Source organism: Enterococcus sp. DIV2419, assembly GCF_051711865.1.
GTDB classification, from domain to species: domain Bacteria; phylum Bacillota; class Bacilli; order Lactobacillales; family Enterococcaceae; genus Enterococcus; species Enterococcus faecalis.
In genome coordinates this window covers 604,114-622,881 of the sequence record NZ_JBIONS010000001.1, presented here as the reverse complement: position 1 = coordinate 622,881, position 18,768 = coordinate 604,114, and the positions used below count along the sequence as shown (strand labels likewise).

Annotated in this window: 14 protein-coding genes, 1 pseudogene and 1 other annotated feature; of the genes and pseudogenes, 5 read left to right on the top strand and 10 right to left on the bottom strand. The window is 37.6% G+C overall.

The window, feature by feature from the left end:
* Window positions 1-60: 60 nt before the first annotated feature.
* Complete coding sequence (gene efrB / locus IGI97_RS02895) at window positions 61-1,830, bottom strand: multidrug efflux ABC transporter subunit EfrB (protein WP_002365186.1); 1,770 nt, start codon at window positions 1,828-1,830, stop codon at window positions 61-63.
* Window positions 1,827-3,554 carry a multidrug efflux ABC transporter subunit EfrA gene (gene efrA / locus IGI97_RS02890; protein WP_010707113.1) on the bottom strand — a complete coding sequence of 576 codons (1,728 nt, stop codon included), beginning with the start codon at window positions 3,552-3,554 and terminating at the stop codon, window positions 1,827-1,829. Before efrA ends, efrB begins: the two co-directional genes overlap by 4 nt.
* 228 nt (window positions 3,555-3,782) lie before the next feature.
* Between efrA and IGI97_RS02885 the strand changes: the two genes are divergently transcribed.
* The 3 genes from IGI97_RS02885 (at window position 3,783) to rnjA (ending at window position 6,373) form a co-directional block, all read left to right on the top strand.
* Window positions 3,783-4,169 (top strand): YbaN family protein, encoded by a 387-nt coding sequence (locus IGI97_RS02885; RefSeq protein WP_002355126.1) that lies wholly within the window; start codon window positions 3,783-3,785, stop codon window positions 4,167-4,169.
* A 304-nt stretch (window positions 4,170-4,473) separates the two neighbouring features.
* Window positions 4,474-4,686, top strand: coding sequence for a DNA-directed RNA polymerase subunit epsilon (locus tag IGI97_RS02880; protein ID WP_002355123.1), 213 nt, complete (start codon window positions 4,474-4,476; stop codon window positions 4,684-4,686).
* 1 nt (window position 4,687) lies between these two features.
* Window positions 4,688-6,373 (top strand): ribonuclease J1, encoded by a 1,686-nt coding sequence (gene rnjA, locus IGI97_RS02875; protein WP_002355122.1) that lies wholly within the window; start codon window positions 4,688-4,690, stop codon window positions 6,371-6,373.
* A gap of 105 nt (window positions 6,374-6,478) precedes the next feature.
* Here rnjA and IGI97_RS02870 read toward each other — a convergent pair whose 3' ends face one another.
* The 4 genes from IGI97_RS02870 to IGI97_RS02855 all read right to left on the bottom strand — a co-directional run bounded on the left by IGI97_RS02870 (window position 6,479) and on the right by IGI97_RS02855 (window position 9,553).
* Window positions 6,479-6,679, bottom strand: a complete 201-nt coding sequence (locus tag IGI97_RS02870) for a cold-shock protein (protein WP_002355121.1) — start codon at window positions 6,677-6,679, stop codon at window positions 6,479-6,481.
* A 153-nt stretch (window positions 6,680-6,832) separates the two neighbouring features.
* Window positions 6,833-7,531 carry a RadC family protein gene (gene radC, locus IGI97_RS02865; protein WP_002365188.1) on the bottom strand — a complete coding sequence of 233 codons (699 nt, stop codon included), beginning with the start codon at window positions 7,529-7,531 and terminating at the stop codon, window positions 6,833-6,835.
* Between the two features lie 56 nt (window positions 7,532-7,587).
* The gene (locus IGI97_RS02860) at window positions 7,588-8,247 is read right to left on the bottom strand and encodes an HAD family hydrolase (protein ID WP_438737953.1); all 660 of its coding nucleotides are present in this window, start codon (window positions 8,245-8,247) and stop codon (window positions 7,588-7,590) included.
* On the bottom strand, window positions 8,231-9,553 hold the full coding sequence (locus IGI97_RS02855; protein WP_202573673.1) for a bifunctional folylpolyglutamate synthase/dihydrofolate synthase: 1,323 nt from the start codon (window positions 9,551-9,553) through the stop codon (window positions 8,231-8,233). Before IGI97_RS02855 ends, IGI97_RS02860 begins: the two co-directional genes overlap by 17 nt.
* Window positions 9,554-9,801: 248 nt before the next feature.
* On the opposite strand from IGI97_RS02855, the gene IGI97_RS02850 reads away from it, so the two are divergent.
* Both IGI97_RS02850 and IGI97_RS02845 read left to right on the top strand, forming a co-directional pair.
* The gene (locus IGI97_RS02850; protein WP_202573674.1) at window positions 9,802-12,366 is read left to right on the top strand and encodes a YfhO family protein; all 2,565 of its coding nucleotides are present in this window, start codon (window positions 9,802-9,804) and stop codon (window positions 12,364-12,366) included.
* Entirely contained in the window at window positions 12,359-12,958 is a 600-nt protein-coding gene (locus IGI97_RS02845; protein ID WP_002355114.1) for a TVP38/TMEM64 family protein, read from the top strand. Before IGI97_RS02850 ends, IGI97_RS02845 begins: the two co-directional genes overlap by 8 nt.
* An 83-nt stretch (window positions 12,959-13,041) precedes the next feature.
* Here IGI97_RS02845 and IGI97_RS02840 read toward each other — a convergent pair.
* The 4 genes and pseudogenes from IGI97_RS02840 to IGI97_RS02825 all read right to left on the bottom strand — a co-directional run bounded on the left by IGI97_RS02840 (window position 13,042) and on the right by IGI97_RS02825 (window position 18,755).
* A pseudogene (locus IGI97_RS02840) lies at window positions 13,042-14,444 on the bottom strand (IS3 family transposase).
* A gap of 76 nt (window positions 14,445-14,520) precedes the next feature.
* Window positions 14,521-17,163 carry a valine--tRNA ligase gene (locus IGI97_RS02835; protein WP_002375712.1) on the bottom strand — a complete coding sequence of 881 codons (2,643 nt, stop codon included), beginning with the start codon at window positions 17,161-17,163 and terminating at the stop codon, window positions 14,521-14,523.
* Between the two features lie 103 nt (window positions 17,164-17,266).
* Window positions 17,267-17,506 (bottom strand) — a binding site (T-box leader).
* Between the two features lie 49 nt (window positions 17,507-17,555).
* Window positions 17,556-18,044, bottom strand: a complete 489-nt coding sequence (gene tpx, locus IGI97_RS02830) for a thiol peroxidase (protein ID WP_002355111.1) — start codon at window positions 18,042-18,044, stop codon at window positions 17,556-17,558.
* 63 nt (window positions 18,045-18,107) lie between these two features.
* Window positions 18,108-18,755: a redox-sensing transcriptional repressor Rex gene (locus IGI97_RS02825; RefSeq protein ID WP_002365189.1), complete on the bottom strand. Its 648-nt coding sequence runs from the start codon at window positions 18,753-18,755 to the stop codon at window positions 18,108-18,110.
* Window positions 18,756-18,768 lie beyond the last annotated feature (13 nt).

Below are 18,768 nucleotides of genomic sequence, written 5' to 3'. Positions count from 1 at the left end.
ACAATTTTCGGAAATTCCTTCTTATTTCTCGGAGTTAAACGCTTCTGTCCCGACCTCTTTTTATTCCTCATAGTCGCCTTCTTCAGCAAATTGACTATTGTATAGTTTTTCATAGAAGCCACCTTGTTCCAGCAACTCATGATGCGTACCTTTTTCAATGATTTCTCCTTGTTTCATAACAAGAATTAAATCAGCTTCACGAATAGTTGATAGGCGGTGGGCAATAACGAAACTCGTTCGTCCTTCCATAACACGATCCATTGCTTTTTGAATTAAGGCTTCCAAGCGTGTATCGACTGAACTAGTCGCCTCATCTAAAATCAAAATTTTCGGATCAGAAATTACCGCTCGGGCAATGGTCAACAATTGTTTTTGACCAAGGGAAACGTTATCTCCCTCAGAATTGATTTCCATTTCATACCCGTCTGGCATTGTCCGAATGAAGTGATCCACATTGGCCGTTTTCGCTGCATCGACAACTTCATAATCCGTGGCATCCAACTTCCCAAAACGAATGTTATCTGCAATGGTACCTTTATACAACCAAGCATCTTGCAATACCATTCCAAATACAGATCGGACATCACTACGGTTCATTTTTTTCGTGTCAATACCATCAATTTTAATGGCGCCTTCTGTTACATCATAAAAACGCATCAGTAAGTTGATTAAGGTTGTTTTCCCAGCGCCAGTTGGTCCCACAATCGCAACCATTTGGCCCGCATCAACTTTAAAGTTCAAATTACGAATTAACGGTTTTTCTGGGTCATAACTAAAGCTGACATTTTCAAATTCAACAGAGCCTAAAATAGGTTCTGGTAAAGGAACATCTTGTTCGTTAAGTTCTTCTTCTGGTTCATCTAGGATTTCAAAAATCCGCATGGTCGAAGCTGAAGCGCTTTGTAAAGCTGCAGACAACTGCGTAATATTCCCCATTGGTTGGCTAATTTGCCAAATATATTGAATAAACGCTTGTAATTGCCCCACTACAATCACACCAGCAACCACATAGTAACTACCAAGGACAGCTACCCCGATATAGGTCCCATAAGCGGTCATTTGAACCAATGGCAACATTAATCCTGAGATAAAGGATGCCTTGAAACCAAAACCATTTAAACGGTGATTGACTTGTTTAAAACCTTCAAGAGTTTCTTTTTCCCGGCCATATAGTTTTAAGACACTGAACCCAGTCATATTTTCTTGAACATAACCATTTAAGTCTCCTAAAGAATTTTGCATTCCTTGGAAATATTTCTGGGAGATTTTAACAATTGTTCTTGAAATAATCAGCGACAACGGAATCATAATGACTGAAAAAATCGCCATCAACGGATTGATCAAGAACATCATCACTACCGCCATCACAATACCTAAGACTGCCGAAACGATATTAATAAAACTTTGTTGCATCGCATTGCTGACAGCGTCCACATCGTTCGTCACCCGTGACAAAATATTTCCTTGTTGGTTCTTATCAAAATAAGAAACTGGCAAACGATTGATTTTTTCTTCAATATCGCGACGTAAATCGCGCATGGATTGTTGAACGACATTCGTCATTAAAAAGCCTGACAAAAATTGTGCCACACAATAACCTGTTCCCACAACTAAAATCCAAATTAAACATTGGATTACATAATCAAAATTAATGGATTCGCCAGCCGCAATATTACGGCTAATTTCTGTCGTTGGTAATCCAGTCAAATAAGGCAACGCTGCATTAAAGGCAACGGTTAATATTGTAAATAAAATAACTAAATAAAACGTCACTCGGTACGGTTTAATATAGCGACCGATTCGTTTCATAGAAGAAAAGGCGTGTTTCATGCTAATTCCTCCTCTGACAATTGAGAAGCCGCAATATCATAGTAAATTGGACAAGTCTCAAGTAATTCACGATGTGTGCCAATTCCGACCACGTCGCCTTCGTTTAAAACAACAATGCGGTCCGCATGCATAATTGTTCCAACACGTTGTGCCACAATTAAAACAGTGGATTCTGTTGTTTCTTTTTTCAGACGCGCTCGTAAATTTGCATCTGTTTGATAATCTAACGCAGAAAAACTATCATCAAATATATAAATTTCCGGATTGCGAATAATCGCCCGTGCGATAGCTAAACGTTGTTTTTGACCACCAGAAAAGTTCGTGCCACCTTCTGAAAGAGGTTCATCATAGCCTTGCGGTTTTTGTGAAACAAATTCTGTTGCTTGAGCAATGTCAATTGCTCGTTCCATTTCTTCTAACGTCGCATCTTCCTTACCGTAGCGAAGATTATCAGCAATTGTACCAGTAAAAAGTAACGCTTTTTGTGGAATATAGCCAATCTTATTGCGTAATGCACTAAGTTGGTAATCTTTTACGTTCACTCCATCGATTAAAATTTCACCTTCTGATACATCATAAAACCGTGGAATCAATTGAATTAATGTTGATTTTCCACTACCTGTGCTCCCAATAAAGGCCACTGTTTCACCAGGTGATGCCTTAAAACTTACATTGCGGATAACTGGGCTTTCCGCATGTCCAGGATAGGCAAAGGTTACATTTTTAAACTCTAGATAGCCTTTAGTAGCTGTTTCTGTTACGCCTTCTTCTTCACGAATAGCTGGTTCCATATCTAAGGCTTCTTGAATCCGTGAAGCCGAAACCGCAGCCCGTGGATACATCATAAAGACACTGGCAAATAACATAAACGAGAACAGCGCATGAAAAATATATTCAATAAAAGCAATTAAATTCCCAACTTCTAAATCCCCATGGCTGATTTGAACAGTCCCGCTCCAAATGATTAAGACCATCACAATATTAAATAAGAAAAAGAACCCTGGTTGGGCTGCTGCCATTAAACGAAACAGACTTTTTGAACTTTTAGTGTAAGTTTCATTGACTTTATTAAAACGAGATTCTTCAAATTTTTCATTAACAAATGCGCGTATTACCCGCAATCCAGAAAGATTTTCTCTTAAAATCCCATTGATTCCATCTAAGTTCTTTTGTTGCTTTTTAGATAACGGTTCTGACAAACGAGCAATTCCGACAACTGCTAGCAGCAGAAAAGGCAAGGCACCTAAAACGTACATTCCTAACGACGGACTCGTTCGCATCACCATGTAAAGACTGGCAATAAACATCACTGGCGTCATAAAGCCAAGACGTAAAATATTTCCCATGAAGAGCATAATTTGGTATGCATCATTGGTAGTTCGCGTAATTAAGGAAGAAACCCCAATACTTTCATATTCACTGTGTGAGAAAGTTTGAATCTTTTCAAATAAATCATCACGAATATCACGAACAATGTTTGTTGTAATTCTGGCACCAAAGTACCCCAGCAAAATATTCATTGCGACACCAATAATCGTAATTACAACCATCCAAATCCCTTGCTGATAAATATAGTCCATATCTTTAGGAATAATTCCTTTGTCAATCATTCGTGCTAAAATGGTCGGCAAGCCTAATTCAATTAAAATAAAACCAAACACACAAATAAAATCAGCGAAAAGTAATTTCTTATAACGCATTGTGTAACGCCACATTAACTTCAATTAATCATCTCCTTCTTATCTTACTTTAAATTTTCTAGTACTCCCACTGTATCAAAAAGAAATCGGTAATACAAGCTGTCTGGCTAGAAAAAACAGCCTTTCTCTTTCTATCCTTTCTCTTTTAGATTTTCTAAAAAATAGATAATTTTAATGATTTACTTATACGATTAAAATTGCTACTTCCTTTTGATTGTGCCATAATTGGGAAAAACTGAAAGGACCCTTTGAATGAAAAAATTATTCTTCATTTTTCTCGGTTCCTGTACGTTTGCTTTAGGCACGTTAGGAATCTTTTTGCCGCTTTTACCCACCACTGGTTTTTATTTATTAACGGCCTTTTTTTGGATGCGTAGTTCAGATAAACTTTATAACAAATTTTTAGCTTCTTCTTATTATCAAAAATACATCCAAGAAGCCTTCTTTGAGAAAAAAATTACTCGTAAAGGCAAATGGAAACTATTTATTTCCATGTTTCTTTTATTTGCCATTCCGTGTTTAATTGTCCGAAATACGTTGATGACTACGACTTTAGCGATTGTTTATTTAGCTCACGTGATTGGCTTAAGTTGGTATTGGCGTCCTAAAAAAAAGGCACTCGAACTTGATCAAGAATAAGGCGAAACAAGAAGTTTGTTTTTTTTAAAAGTCCAGTGAGTGTTTCTATACTTCCTTATCATTCTATGATAAAATAAGCTTAATTGTTGTTATTCACAACACACGGGACGGTTGAAAAAGAACACATAAAATCAAATACCCAGAATGAAGCAAAGTCGAGGCTTCATTTCATCATTAACAGATGTTTTTGATGAGCATTCTTTTTTAGGTGATCAGCACCTCGTTTTGTTGTGTTTAATTTTCTGTCTTAAAATGAAAAAAACTATAAATTGCTACTATTAGTAGCTGAAGGAGAAATGAATCGATGATTTACAAAGTATACTATCAAGAAACAAAAATCAGAAACCCAAAAAGAGAAGACACAAAATCTCTTTACATGGAAGCCGATAGCGATGTAATCGTGCGCCAATTAGTTGAAGAAAATACCCCATACAATATTGAATACGTTCAATTATTAGACGAAAAACATCTTGCTTACGAGCAAGAACATGCGGACTTCACTCTAACGGAGTTTTAACATGAAAGTAAACATAAAAAATAACGAAACTGGCGTTTTTGCAATCGGTGGTTTAGGCGAAATTGGAAAAAACACATATGGGGTACAATTCCAAGATGAAATTATCATTATTGATGCTGGGATCAAATTCCCAGAAGATGATTTACTTGGGATTGACTATGTGATTCCAGATTATAGCTACATCGTTCAAAATTTGCATAAAGTCAAAGCACTCGTTATTACCCACGGTCACGAAGACCATATTGGTGGCGTTCCTTATCTTTTACGTCAAGCGAATATCCCAATCTATGCGGGACCACTAGCCTTGGCTTTAATTACCAACAAACTAGATGAACATGGTTTATTGCGAGAAGCGGAATTACACGAAATTAATGAAGATACGGTGATTCGTTTTAGAAAAACAGCGATTAGCTTTTTCCGGACGACTCACAGTATTCCTGATGCCTTGGGCGTTGTGGTTAAAACGCCTTCTGGTAACATTGTCGCAACAGGTGACTTTAAGTTTGACTTTACACCCGTTGGCGAGCCAGCCAACTTACACAGAATGGCGAAATTAGGTGAAGAAGGCGTCCTTTGTCTTCTTTCAGACAGTACCAATGCTGAAATACCCACCTTTACAAAATCCGAAAAAACAATTGGGACCTCTATTTTAAAAATCTTTGAAAAAATTGATGGTCGGATTATCTTTGCCAGTTTTGCTTCAAACATTTTCCGTTTACAACAAGCTGCTGATGCAGCCGTGAAAACCGGTCGCAAAATTGCTGTTTTTGGTCGTAGCATGGAAAATGCCATTGTCAATGGCGAACGCTTAGGCTACATCAAAGTGCCCAAAGGAACGTTTGTCGATGCGGCGGAACTGAATCAATTGCCAGCAAATGAAACAATGATTTTATGTACTGGCTCTCAAGGAGAACCTATGGCCGCGCTTAGTCGGATTGCTAACGGTACACATCGCCAAATTAGTATTCAACCAGGCGATACGGTTGTTTTCTCAAGTTCACCAATTCCTGGGAATACGACAAGCGTTAACCGTTTAATCAACTTATTATCTGAAGCCGGTGCGGAAGTTATCCACGGAAAAATCAATAATATCCATACTTCTGGTCACGGTGGACAAGAAGAGCAAAAATTAATGCTTCGCTTGATGAAGCCTAAATATTTCATGCCTGTTCATGGTGAATTTAGAATGTTAAAAATCCATGCTTCGCTCGCTCAAGATACAGGGGTTCCTGAAGAAAATTGCTTTATCATGGGCAACGGCGATGTCTTAGCTTTAACGGCTGATAGCGCACGTCCTGCTGGTCACTTCAATGCTAATGACGTGTACGTTGATGGAAATGGTGTCGGTGATATCGGGAATGTTGTTTTACGGGATCGTCGTATCTTATCTGAAGAAGGTTTAGTTTTAGCGGTAGCAACAGTTGATATTAAAAATAAAGAAATTATGGCTGGTCCAGACATTCTTTCCCGTGGTTTTGTCTACATGCGTGAGTCTGGTGATATGATTCATGAAGGCCAACGTCTTTTATTCAATGCTCTACGTGAAGCAATGAAAGATAAAAACTGTACCGAAGCAAAATTAGGCGAAGCCATGACGACCGCTTTACAGCCTTTCTTGTTTGAACAAACAGAACGTCATCCAATGATTCTGCCAATGATTATGACTGCCACAGTTAGTGATCAATAAAGCTCTCATTTAATAGAGAAGAAAAATGCTTGTCCATTTTTCTTCTCTATTTTTTCTAACAAAAAAACACCTAACATGCGTTAGGTGTTTTTGGATTATTTTTTATTAGTTTTTTTCTACGTTAACTGCTTGAGGGCCACGGTCTGAATCTTCAACATCGAAAGTCACTGCTTGACCTTCTTCTAAAGTTTTGAAACCATCACCTTGGATAGCTGAGAAGTGTACGAATACGTCGCTTCCGTCTTCGCGTGAGATAAACCCAAAACCTTTTTCTGCGTTAAACCATTTTACTGTTCCTTGTTCCATTCTTTTGTTCCTCCTCGTGCATTTGCACATAAATAGTCGTAACTTTGCTCGCTTCCAATAGAATATTTAAAAAAATTTAAAAAGTCTACATAATTCCAAACAAGATTACCCTTTCATTTTACACGTGATAAAATATTTTTGCAAGAATTGTCCTCATTCTGAAGCAAAAAAATTCTCTTCTCTCAAACTAATGTATCCGCTATCACCAACAATAATATGATCCAACAATTGAATCCCCATCATTTCGCCACATTCTTCCATTCGTTTGGTAAATTGAATATCTTGTGGAGACGGTGTCGGATTGCCAGATGGATGATTATGAGCTAATAGTATGCGAGCAGAAGAATATTTAACCGCTTCCCGAAAAATTTCGCGTGGATGAGCAATACTTTGATTCAGTGAACCTTTGAAAATCGTTTTCTGTTGGATAATGTCATTCTTGGTATTCAAGTAAATACAAATTAAATGTTCTTGTTGCAGCCCCTTCATCTCTTGGAGTAATCGTTGAGCGACTTGTTGACTGGACGTAACTTTGCCAAATTTGATTTGACTACTTTGATAAATTCGACACCCCAATTCAATGGCCGCACGTAATTCAATGGCTTTCACTTGTCCAATACCTTTAATAGCCATTAACTCGTTCAACGTGGCTTGCTGCAAATAAGAAAGTTGCTTAAACTGTTTTAATAGCGTTGCGGCAACAGTCATCACGTCTGCTTCTTTTGAGCCAGTTCGTAACAGAATCGCCAACAACTCTTGATTCGATAATGCTTTTTCTCCTATCGCTAAGAGCCGTTCTCGTGGTAAACAATCACTCGGCATCTCGCGAATAAACAGATCCGATACTTGCATAAAAAAAACCTCCTTTGCTAGTCATTAATAAACTACGCAAAGGAGTGTTGTTTTTATTATTTTAAATAATGTGGCGCTTGATGTAAACTCTCCAAGACATGTAATGTTTTCTCTTGGATAACTTCAGTTGGTTGCAATAAATCAGGTACCATGATCACTGGAATGCCCGCACTATGAGCCGCACTTACCCCATGAAATGAGTCTTCGAAAATCAAGGTTTTCGGGGCTTCTGTTCCTAAAAGTTGACGAGCTTTTTGAAAAATTTCTGGGTCCGGTTTTGCTCGTTTAACATCCTCTGCTGAAACGATCCCTACAAAACGATCCTGAATCCCAGCATGGCTTAATAACATTTCAATTGCTGGACGGACGTTACTTGAAGCAACTAATCGAGGAATTTTTTGATCATCTAAAAAGTCAAGGAATTCCACCACCCCTGGTTTTAAAGGGACGTTACCAGATCGAAACTCTTGCAGGGTATCCTCATAAGAACGGCGGATAAATTCTTCCACTGTGTCGTGACCATAGGACGTATAAATACGTCGGTAATTCTCTTGTACTTCTTCATCGGAAATCCCAACATAGTCTAAATAGACTTCTTTACTATATGGTAACCCCATTGCATCTGCTACTTTTTGAGTAGATGTATAGTAAATCAACTCCGTATCAAAAAGCAACCCATCCATATCAAAAATTACGCCATCAAATTTCTTCATCATTTCCTCCTATAGTTAAAAGTAATTCTCTTACTTGAGAAACAAAATATAATGAACCTGTTACTAATAATAAATCATCTGTCGACATTTTTTCTAAAATTTCGCCTAAGCCAAATTGCCATAAAGACACAATTTCTGTTAAATCGTCTTCATATTTTTCCATTTCTGTAAGTGCAATAGCTTTAGGATAATCGAAGCTAGTTAAGTAAAGATGCGCATTCGATACTTGCTTTAAGTCCTGAATCATCTCATCCACATCTTTAGTTGCTAAAGCTGAAAATAAAATATGAATCGTGTGTTGTGGAAACTCTTTGCGCAAGTTTTCAACTAAGCGTTTTACTGCGTGATCATTGTGGGCACCATCTAAAACAATCAACGGTTCATCACTAAGACGTTCCATTCGAGCTGGCCATTGCGCTTTAGCTAACCCTTGAGTAATGTCTCGTTCTTTAAACGGCAAATGTTGTAGTTGGCAATACTTGTCAAATAATTGAATAGCTACCGCCGCGTTTTCTACTTGGTGACGCCCCAACAAGGGAACTTTAATCTTTGTCAGTTTGCCCATTTCTCCATAGAAATTAAATATTTCCCCCCATTGTGTGTCAGGATGTAGATATTCCACTTGATACTCTTTGCCAAAACGAAAAATTGGACTCTGTTTTTCTTGTGCGACTTTTTCAATGACTGCTAGCGCATCAGCACAAATATTGCCTGTTACTACTGGGACTTTTTCTTTAATAATACCCGCTTTTTGATAGGCAATTTCAGCAATTGTTTCACCTAAAATTTCTGTGTGATCCTTCCCAATTGTCGTAATTCCCGTCAATATTGGCTTCACGACATTGGTGCTATCAAGTAATCCACCTAAGCCAACTTCAACAACTGCGATATCCACTTGTTCATTCACGAAATAGTCCAAGGCCATTCCTGTCAATGTTTCGAATTCTGTAATTCCAGCCACTTCAGTGATTTGGTCTAATTCTTTAATGATTGGTTGATACTTTTCCACATAGGTAATCAATTGTTCGTCTGAAATTGGTTGACCATTTATCGCAATTCTTTCATTAAATGATTCAATATAAGGAGAGGTAAAGGTTCCGACTTTCAAGCCCATTTCTTCTAATAGACAGCGTAAATATGTCACGGTTGAGCCTTTACCATTGGTTCCTGCGATATGAATCGTTGGCACTTTGTTTTCTGGATGATCAATTTTTTCTAATAACGCATTAATCCGATCCAAACCAGGTCTTGAGCCAAAGGGTAACCGGCTATGAATCCATTCAATGGCTTCTTCTATTGTTAATTGCATCTTGTCCAACTCCTTGTCTTCTTCTACATTATAACCAAGTTAGGTGACTTTTTCACTAATAACCAATTGAAACTTTTTCTTGAAAATTTTTTGCATTTTTCATAATTTTGCGTTATTAGCGGATACATTAATGAACTTATGGTAAACTAACATTCTGGATGGTTCGTTCCAGCCAGCCAATTAAAAACTATTTTTAGAGCGTTCAACACGCTTATTCATGATTTTTTTATAAAGGTGGACTTATTTTGATGAAAAACAAATCGAAGCTTTTATGGTTAGGAAGTTTTTTCTTGCCGTTTTTACTTCTATTGCTTGTATGGATGACATTACAACTTGCGCCTTTTGGTGACAACAACTTATTAGTTAGTGATTTAGGCACACAATACATGCCTTTCTTGAGTTTTTTAAAACGCTCTTTTCACGAGGGAATAACTACATTCTACTCTTTTTCCAATGAGATTGGTGAATCGATTGTTCCTTTGGCAGCCTATTACTTACTGAGCCCTTTTAATGTGTTGGCTTTCTTTTTTCCTTATGAACAATTACCTATAGCAATTTTATGGATTATTACCTTAAAACTTGCCTTGATGGGCACGACGATGTTTAGCTATTTAAAATACACCTATCAAAAAGTTGATGGCACCACGTTACTTTTTTCAACGTCCTATAGTTTCTGTGGCTTTGTCACCGTCTATAGCCAAAACTTTATGTGGTTGGATGCACTGATTCTATTCCCGCTTATCTTATTGGGACTCCAACGTTTATGGGATCAACGCAAATGGGGCTTATACAGTATCACCCTATTTTTAGCGATTGTGACGAATTACTACATGGGTTATATGATTTGTCTCTTTGCTGTTTTGTACAGTATCTATTGGTTCTTTAAAAAGAATACCCAAGCCCATGCTATTCGGCAATTTTTTAAACAAAGTCCGTTATTCATCCTCGTTTCTTTTTTAACAGGAACCGCAACTAGTTTTTTATTATTACCTGCAGCAGAAGGGATGCTCTATACAAAAAAAGCAGATTTTGATGTCTCGACGTTCTTTTTAACGCCTAAGTTCAACACTTCGTTCTTCTCGCAATTAGGCTTAGGTTCTATTAATTATGAGTTGCGTTTAGACCATTTACCAACCGTTTTTGCTGGATTATTTGTGACACTCCTCTGTGTTGCCTATTTTCAAACGAAACAAATTGCGTTAAAAGAAAGAATAGCTTCAGCAATTCTTTTATTCATTCTCTTTTTAAGCTTTTGGTTAGAAGCCTTTAACACTGTCTGGCACATGTTTCAAAGCCCAGCTGGGTTCCCTTACCGAAATGTCTTTATCTTTAGCTTTTTATTGATTGTCTTTGCCTATGAAGTTTGGCTTAAAAAAGTGACCATTCCTTGGTCCGCACCTATTATTTTTAGTCTGCTGTTAGTCATTGGCTACGGATCTTTGTATTATGGTCCACAAAAGAATCTCTTAATTTCGATCAATTATTTATGGCTAAGTTTACTTTTTATTTGGTTGATTTTCTTTTGCTTGCGTTTAGCACACAAAAAGGCCTTAAGAAACTATGTAGTCGTGGCTTTATTCTTACTGGTCAGCACAGAATTAACAACGAATTTCTGGATTTCTTTTAAACACATGCCCTTTGGTAGCCAAGCAACATTTGCCCAAGATTACCGAAAACACAGCCAATTAATCGATGAAAAAATGGCCTCAGCACCAGAACTTTATCGCATGAAACAAGTCATTCCTTCCAAAGAAACAGGGTTCCGTGAAATCAATAACGGCTACAACAATCCTTTACTTTATGGCTATGCTGGCGTTTCTAGCTATACTTCGACTTTAACTGCCACTACCCAAGACACATTAAGTGCGCTAGGTTTATATCGAAAAAATGATCGCCGGATTGCTTATGTGGATAATTCACAACTAACCAATTTACTTTTAAATGTGAAATATGACTTTTTACCAATTGAAAAACCTACGAGTGAAAAATTGCTAAAAACAGTTGGTTCCACGAAAATCATGGAAAATGATGAAGCAATCGGTATGGGCTTTTTGGCGCCAACCGCATTAACCAAGTTAAAATTAGCAAAAAATAATCCTTTAGATGCCCAAGAAGAACTCCTGCAAATGCTCGTGCCGACGGATAAACCTTACTTTAAAACAGCTTCGTTGATAAATGAACCTCATCATACCAACGAAACAATTGAAGCAACCTTTAAAGTGAATAGCACTGGCGACTTGCATCTTTATATTCCGAATTTAAAATGGAAAAAGGTTACACAATTGAAGGTAAACCAACAAGTTATCTCGACGCCAATTTATATTGCAACCAATCAGCTGTTCAATTTAGGGCATTTTGAAAAAGGAACTACCGTGACCCTGTCACTAACTGCTGAACAAGTGGTTGATTTAACTAATTGGCAGCTTCAAACTTTAGACCAAACAGCCTTTAATCTTGCGGTTGACAAATTACGCCAACAAGCTCTTCACGTGAATGCAACTAAAAAAGGCCATTTAAATGGCGCACTGAATGTACCTGGAAATGACACTCAGTTACTGTATACGTCCATTCCTTATGACCAAGATTGGCAAGTCAAATCGTCGCTACAAAAAGAACCATTAAAAACACAACGCATTCTAGGTGGCTTTTTAGCTGTTGAAGTCCCAGCTGGCAAACAGCAGTTAACCTTTGCCTATCATCCAAGAATGATTTATCTCGGCACTGCCGTCAGCGGAACGATTTTACTGGGAACGGCTGGTTATCTTGGGTTTAAAAAATACCGTCGAAAACGTCAGGAGGCCACTCATGACTAATCAGAAAAAATTTTTAAATGGACTCATTCGGTGGTTACCCCTAGTTGGACTGGTGCTTTTCTTCGGCTTAATTTTATGGGGATATTCCAGAGGAATTTTTCATTCTGTTGCTTCCTTGCAAGCTTTTATTAAACAGTTTGGTAACTATGCGGTTCTGTGTTTCATTCTTTTACAAATCGTCCAAGTGATTATTCCTATTCTACCTGGAGGAATCTCTTCTGTTGCAGGAATGTTGATGTTTGGCAATTTGCAAGGCCTTTTGTATAGCTATCTTGGGTTGATTATTGGTGAGTTTATTGGCTTTTTACTGGTTCGTTACTATGGACGTAGCTTTGTAAAAATAATCCTTTCACCCAATAAATACAAAAAATTTGAAGAGATTTTAGACAAAAATGAACACAATGTCAAAAAGCTCTTAATCTTTACTATGTTAGTCCCCTTCGCTCCAGATGATATTGTTTGTTTAGTGGCGGGAATTACAGATATATCTTTAAAGGAATTCATGAAAATTGTTCTTTTATTGAAATTCTGGTCTGTGGCTACTTACAGCTATTTAATGTTGTATTTGTTTCAATTATTTGGCAAATTATAACAAAAAGACAACAAAACCAAACGTTGGTTGTAGTGACCCCAAAAAGTTAGACTTTTTATAGAGTGGATTTTTCCACTCTATTTTTATGCAGTTTTTTGATTGAATTGTCGAAATTCTACTGGGCTTTTCCAGTTAAGTTTTTCCTTGATTCGGTGATGATTGTAATAATAAATGTAGTTCTCAATTGCTTCTCTCAATTCATTTTGACTTTGATAGATTTTTCCATAGTACACTTCTTGTTTTAGGATACTGAAGAAATTCTCCATAGGAGAATTATCTAAACAGGTTCCTTTTCGAGACATACTTTGAAAGATATTGTTGTCCTTTAATGCTTGTATATAGACATTCATTTGATAAGCCCAGCCTTGATCAGAGTGAAAGGTGCGCCGATAGGGACAATCATTTGTTTGAGAAATTGCTTCTTTCAGACCTCCCATAACTGTTTTACCATTTGGTTGAGTAGAAAGGCTATAGCTTAGAATTTCACTATTATACATATCCATAAATGGATCTAAGTATAGTTTTTTCTGACGAAAGATGCCTGCGTTATCTGCTTCAAAGTACTTAAATTCAGTTGTATCAGTTGTAATTTTTTGATGAGGAACAGAGGTTTTAAATCGGCGACGAATCAAATTTTTAGCGATTTTACCAACGGTTCCTTTATAGGAATTATATTTTCTTGATTTCTTAGTAAAAGCTTTGACTTGTAACTTTAACTTTTGTATTAATCGCTGGACTTTCTTTTTATTCACTTGAAATCCACGTCGTTTCAATTCTTGGGTCATCCTTCTATAGCCATAATGTTGATGCTTTTTACGAATCGCTTGAATTTCTTCTTCAATGATTTGTGTTGAAGCTGTTCTGTCGAGGCGTTTTTGCCAGTACATGTAAGTAGATTTTGGAAACCTTAGGGTTTCCAAAATATCTTTTAATCGAAAGTGTCTTCGGAGACTGTGAATGATTCGTGCGATTCGTTCATTTTTTGTTCGTCCTCTAAACGCAGTCTCCTCAATTCTTTTAAATAGGCATTCTCAATTTTTAACATTCTATTTTCTTTTTCTAGTTTCTCTACTTGAGATCGTTCACTTGGTAATGGTTGGGTTTCCTTTTGTTTCTTCTTAGGCATGGTAGGTGGACGTCCTTTCTGTTTAGAGAGTCCCTCTATACCAAACTTCTGATACGTTCTAAGCCAATTCGCAATCAATGATGGATTGTTCATTTTTAGAAGATTAGCTACTTCTTGATAGGACAACTCTGTTGTTAAATATAACTCTATCGCATCTAGCTTAAATTGAACAGAGTAATTCTTATTTTTTCGACTGCGAAGTAGGCCTTCTTCACCAAGTTCTTTATAGGCATTTATCCATTTGCTTATTTGAGAACTATCTTTAAACCCATACTTCTTTGCGAGAAACCTTAGACCTCCTTGACCAGATAAGTAGTCATGAACAAGTTTAAGTTTAAATTCAAAACTGTATTTTGCCATACAAAAAAACCTCCAAAAGTTAGATTTCTAGGTCTAACTTTTGGGGGTCGGCTCAGGTTTTGTTGTCTTTTCTTTTTTAGATTGAACGTAATTGGGCAATCCGTTCTTTGACAGCCTCTTGTTTTTCAAGGTAGTCTTTTTCTTTTGCACGTTCTGCTTCTACGACCTCATCTGGTGCATTTGACACAAAACGTTCATTTGAAAGTTTGCCTTGCACACGTTTGACTTCTTTTGTCCATTTGTCTAATTCTTTTTCTAAGCGAGCAATTTCTTCCTCGATATTAATCAACCCAGCTAATGGTAGGAATAGTTCTGCGCCTGTTAAAACAGCGGACATGGCTAATTCTGGCGCTTCTATTTCACGACTGATGACTAATTCCTCTGGGTTACAGAAGCGTTCCAAGTAGCTAGTATTAGCTGTTAAAAATTCTTCTACTTCTGTATCGTTTGTTTTAATTAACAAAGTAATTGGTTTAGAAAGTGGTGTATTCACTTCTGCTCGAATATTCCGAACCGAACGAATAACTTCCTTCAGAACTTCCATTCCTCGAGCTGCTGCTTCATCGTTAAATTCTTCATGAACAACTGGGTACTCTGCCACAACCAATGACTCACCTTGATGCGGAATTTTTTCCCAAATTTCTTCTGTTACAAATGGCATAATTGGATGCAATAAGCGTAAGATTTGATCCAATGTGTACACCAAGATGCTCCGTGTTGTTTGTTTAGCTGCTTCATTTTCTCCGTAAAGAATTTCTTTACTCATTTCAATATACCAATCACAGAAATCATCCCAGATGAAGTTGTATAATTGGCGACCTGCTTCACCGAATTCAAAGCGATCAAATAATTCTGTCACACGGGCGACTGTTTCGTTTAAGCGCGTTAAAATCCAACGATCAGCGACAGTCTTTTCACCACTAAAGTCAATATCTGCAGCAGTCATACCTTCTACATTCATAATAACGAAACGACTTGCATTCCAAATCTTATTGATAAAGTTCCAAGAAGCATCCATTTTTTCATAACTAAAACGAACATCTTGACCAGGTGCTGAACCATTTGATAAGAACCAACGTAACGCATCTGCGCCATATTTTTCGATGACATCCATTGGATCAATCCCATTCCCCAATGATTTACTCATTTTGCGTCCTTGCTCATCACGAATTAAGCCGTGAATTAAGACATTTTGGAAGGGACGTTCGCCTGTAAACTCTAAGCTTTGGAAAATCATACGACTTACCCAAAAGGCAATAATATCATAGCCAGTAACTAATGTGCTTGTTGGGAAGTAACGTTGATAATCTTCGCTTGCTTCGTCCGGCCAACCCATCGTTGAAAATGGCCATAATGCAGAACTAAACCATGTATCTAAGACATCACTATCTTGAACCCAGTTTTCACTGTCGGCTGGTGCTTCCATCCCAACATACATCTCGCCCGTTTCTTTGTGATACCAAGCAGGAATTTGATGGCCCCACCATAATTGTCGCGAAATAACCCAGTCATGAATATTTTCCATCCAACGTAAAAATGTTTGATTGAAGCGTGGTGGATAAAATTCAACAGCGTCTTCTGTTTTTTGATTTTCTATTGCTTTTTCAGCTAATGGTCCCATTTTTACAAACCATTGGGTCGATAAACGAGGTTCCACGACAACGCCTGTTCGTTCTGAATGGCCCACGCTGTGATTCATTGTTTCGATCTTAATTAAGCGACCTAATTCTTTCAAGTCAGAGACAATCGCTTTACGTGCAGCAAAACGATCCATTCCTTCATATTTTCCAGCCAGTTCATTCATCGTGCCGTCTTCGTTCATAACATTTACTCGAGGTAAGTCATGACGATTACCGACTTCAAAGTCATTTGGATCATGAGCAGGTGTGATTTTTACAACCCCTGTTCCAAATTCCATATCTACATAGTCATCTGCAATAATTGGAATTTCTTTATCGACTAATGGCAAGACAACTGTCTTACCAATAAGTTCTTGATACCGTTCATCTTCTGGATGGACCGCAATCGCCGTATCTCCCAACATTGTTTCAGGACGCGTTGTCGCAATTTCAACAACGCCAGAACCATCTGATAATGGGTAGCTCATGTGGTAAAAAGCTCCTTCAATATCTTTATGGATTACTTCGATATCAGACAATGCTGTTTTCGCTTTTGGATCCCAGTTAATGATATATTCACCACGGTAAATCAAATCTTTCTCGTAAAGAGAGACAAACACTTTACGAACGGCCTCAGATAGCCCTTCATCTAAAGTAAAACGTTCACGGCTGTAATCTAAAGAAAGGCCCATTTTTGCCCACTGTTCACGAATGTGAGAAGCATATTCTTCTTTCCATTCCCACACTTGATCAACAAATTTTTCACGACCTAAGTCGTAACGTGAAATTCCTTGTTGTGCTAGTTTCTCTTCTACTTTTGCTTGCGTGGCAATTCCGGCATGGTCCATTCCTGGTAGCCATAACGTATCAAAGCCTTGCATTCTTTTTTGGCGGATAATCATATCTTGTAATGTTGTATCCCAAGCATGCCCTAAGTGTAGTTTTCCTGTTACATTGGGTGGTGGAATAACAATTGAATAGGGCTTCGCTTTTTTGTCGCCACTTGGTTTAAATAAATCTTGATCTAGCCATTTTTGATAACGGCCAGCTTCGATTTCTGTCGGTTGATATTTCGTTGGTAAGTTTTTTTCTTCTGACATTTTTTCCCCTTCTTTCTTAAAATACGCGATTTGGAGCGGTAATTATTTTACAAATGAGTTTTTTTGGGCTAAACACTAAAATACGCCCTAAAATACTTTCGTATTTTAGGGCGTAGATTCATCTTATTTACGCGGTACCACCTAAATTGCATTTGAATTGAATTCATTCAAATGCCACTCATTCGTGAGATAACGTTCACGAAACGAATCGTTCTACTAACGTACTGTGTTCAAACCATTGACTCACAAGCTACCTTCTCACTGGTTGTGTAAAAGTCTTGCACCTGAACGACTTTTTCTCTAAAACGACGCCAATGATACTCCTCTTGTTCGCTGTCTTTGCTTCATTCTACAATGAAGCGCAAGCAAAGTCAATTTGTAATCTAGAGGGATTACACTTTTTTTGCAGCTTCTAACGCTTGTTGATAATCGGGTTCCGACGAAACTTCTGAGACGATTTCTTCATAAACTAACGTTCCTTCTGGGTCAATCACAAAAATAGCACGTGCTAAACGGCCCATTTCTGGAATATACAAACCATAAGCTGCACCAAATGAGTCTTCAGTATCATGAAGCATTTCCATTTCGACACCTTCAGCGGCACACCAATTTGCTTGTTCTTCAACTGTGTTATTGGAAATAGTGATAATCTGAACACCGTCTAATTTCGCCGCTTCTTGATTGAAACGTTTCGTTTGCAGTGAACAAACACGTGTGTCGATATCAGGAACCACACTAATTAAAACCGTTTTACCTTTATAATCTGCCAAGTTGATTTCTTGGTTGTTTAAATTTTTCAAAGAAAAGACGGGAGCTTTTGTGCCAACTTTAGGCTGCTCACCTGTCAATTCTAATACGTGCCCTTTTCTTGTAACATTCATTCTGAAATCCTCCTTTTCCACTTTCAATAATAAGTATAGTAGAGGATTTTTATGAAGACAATTTTATTGCTTTGGGCTATTTGCTAGTGAAAAAGTTTCATTAAAATAAATCAGTGTTTGCAGTTCCGTAGTTAAATCAATATACTGCACACTAACGTTGGCTGGCACACTGACACGGTCTGGCGCAAAATTTAAAATCGCAGTCACACCCGCTTGTACAATTTTGTCGATGGCTTTTTGGGCATGGTGACTTGGTACTGTAGAAATGGCTACCGTGACCCCTTCTTGTCGAACGAATGCTTCTAACTCAGACATATCATGAACTAATAATCCATTAATCGTGGTGCCAACTAAAGCTGAATCATTATCAAAAGCACAGACAATATTCAAATTCTCGTTGCGTCTAAAATTATTTTTTAATAATGCCTTGCCTAAATTGCCACAACCAATCAGAGCAATTCTTTTTTCTTCTTGCGTATTTAAAATATTACTAAATACCTCAATTAAATACGGCACATCGTAACCATAACCGCTTCGGCCCAGTTCACCAACGTGGGAAAAATCACGCCGAATCGTTGCAGAAGGAATCTGGATCATTTCACTAAACTCTCGTGATTTAATGCGTTTAACACCAGAATCCCCTAACATTTTTAAATAACGTAAATAAACCGGCAAACGTTTTGCCGTTGCTTTAGGCATTTTTTTCTCCATCCTCTGTCCTCCT

Bases quoted from the DNA above. Each gene is read 5' to 3' on its own strand.
- efrB (WP_002365186.1), bottom strand. From the start codon at position 1,830: ATGAAACACGCCTTTTCTTCTATGAAACGAATCGGTCGCTATATTAAA.
- IGI97_RS02885 (WP_002355126.1), top strand. From the start codon at position 3,783: ATGAAAAAATTATTCTTCATTTTTCTCGGTTCCTGTACGTTTGCTTTA.
- IGI97_RS02880 (WP_002355123.1), top strand. From the start codon at position 4,474: ATGATTTACAAAGTATACTATCAAGAAACAAAAATCAGAAACCCAAAA.
- rnjA (WP_002355122.1), top strand. From the start codon at position 4,688: ATGAAAGTAAACATAAAAAATAACGAAACTGGCGTTTTTGCAATCGGT.
- IGI97_RS02870 (WP_002355121.1), bottom strand. From the start codon at position 6,679: ATGGAACAAGGAACAGTAAAATGGTTTAACGCAGAAAAAGGTTTTGGG.
- radC (WP_002365188.1), bottom strand. From the start codon at position 7,531: ATGCAAGTATCGGATCTGTTTATTCGCGAGATGCCGAGTGATTGTTTA.
- IGI97_RS02860 (WP_438737953.1), bottom strand. From the start codon at position 8,247: ATGATGAAGAAATTTGATGGCGTAATTTTTGATATGGATGGGTTGCTT.
- IGI97_RS02855 (WP_202573673.1), bottom strand. From the start codon at position 9,553: ATGCAATTAACAATAGAAGAAGCCATTGAATGGATTCATAGCCGGTTA.
- IGI97_RS02850 (WP_202573674.1), top strand. From the start codon at position 9,802: ATGAAAAACAAATCGAAGCTTTTATGGTTAGGAAGTTTTTTCTTGCCG.
- IGI97_RS02845 (WP_002355114.1), top strand. From the start codon at position 12,359: ATGACTAATCAGAAAAAATTTTTAAATGGACTCATTCGGTGGTTACCC.
- IGI97_RS02835 (WP_002375712.1), bottom strand. From the start codon at position 17,163: ATGTCAGAAGAAAAAAACTTACCAACGAAATATCAACCGACAGAAATC.
- tpx (WP_002355111.1), bottom strand. From the start codon at position 18,044: ATGAATGTTACAAGAAAAGGGCACGTATTAGAATTGACAGGTGAGCAG.
- IGI97_RS02825 (WP_002365189.1), bottom strand. From the start codon at position 18,755: ATGGAGAAAAAAATGCCTAAAGCAACGGCAAAACGTTTGCCGGTTTAT.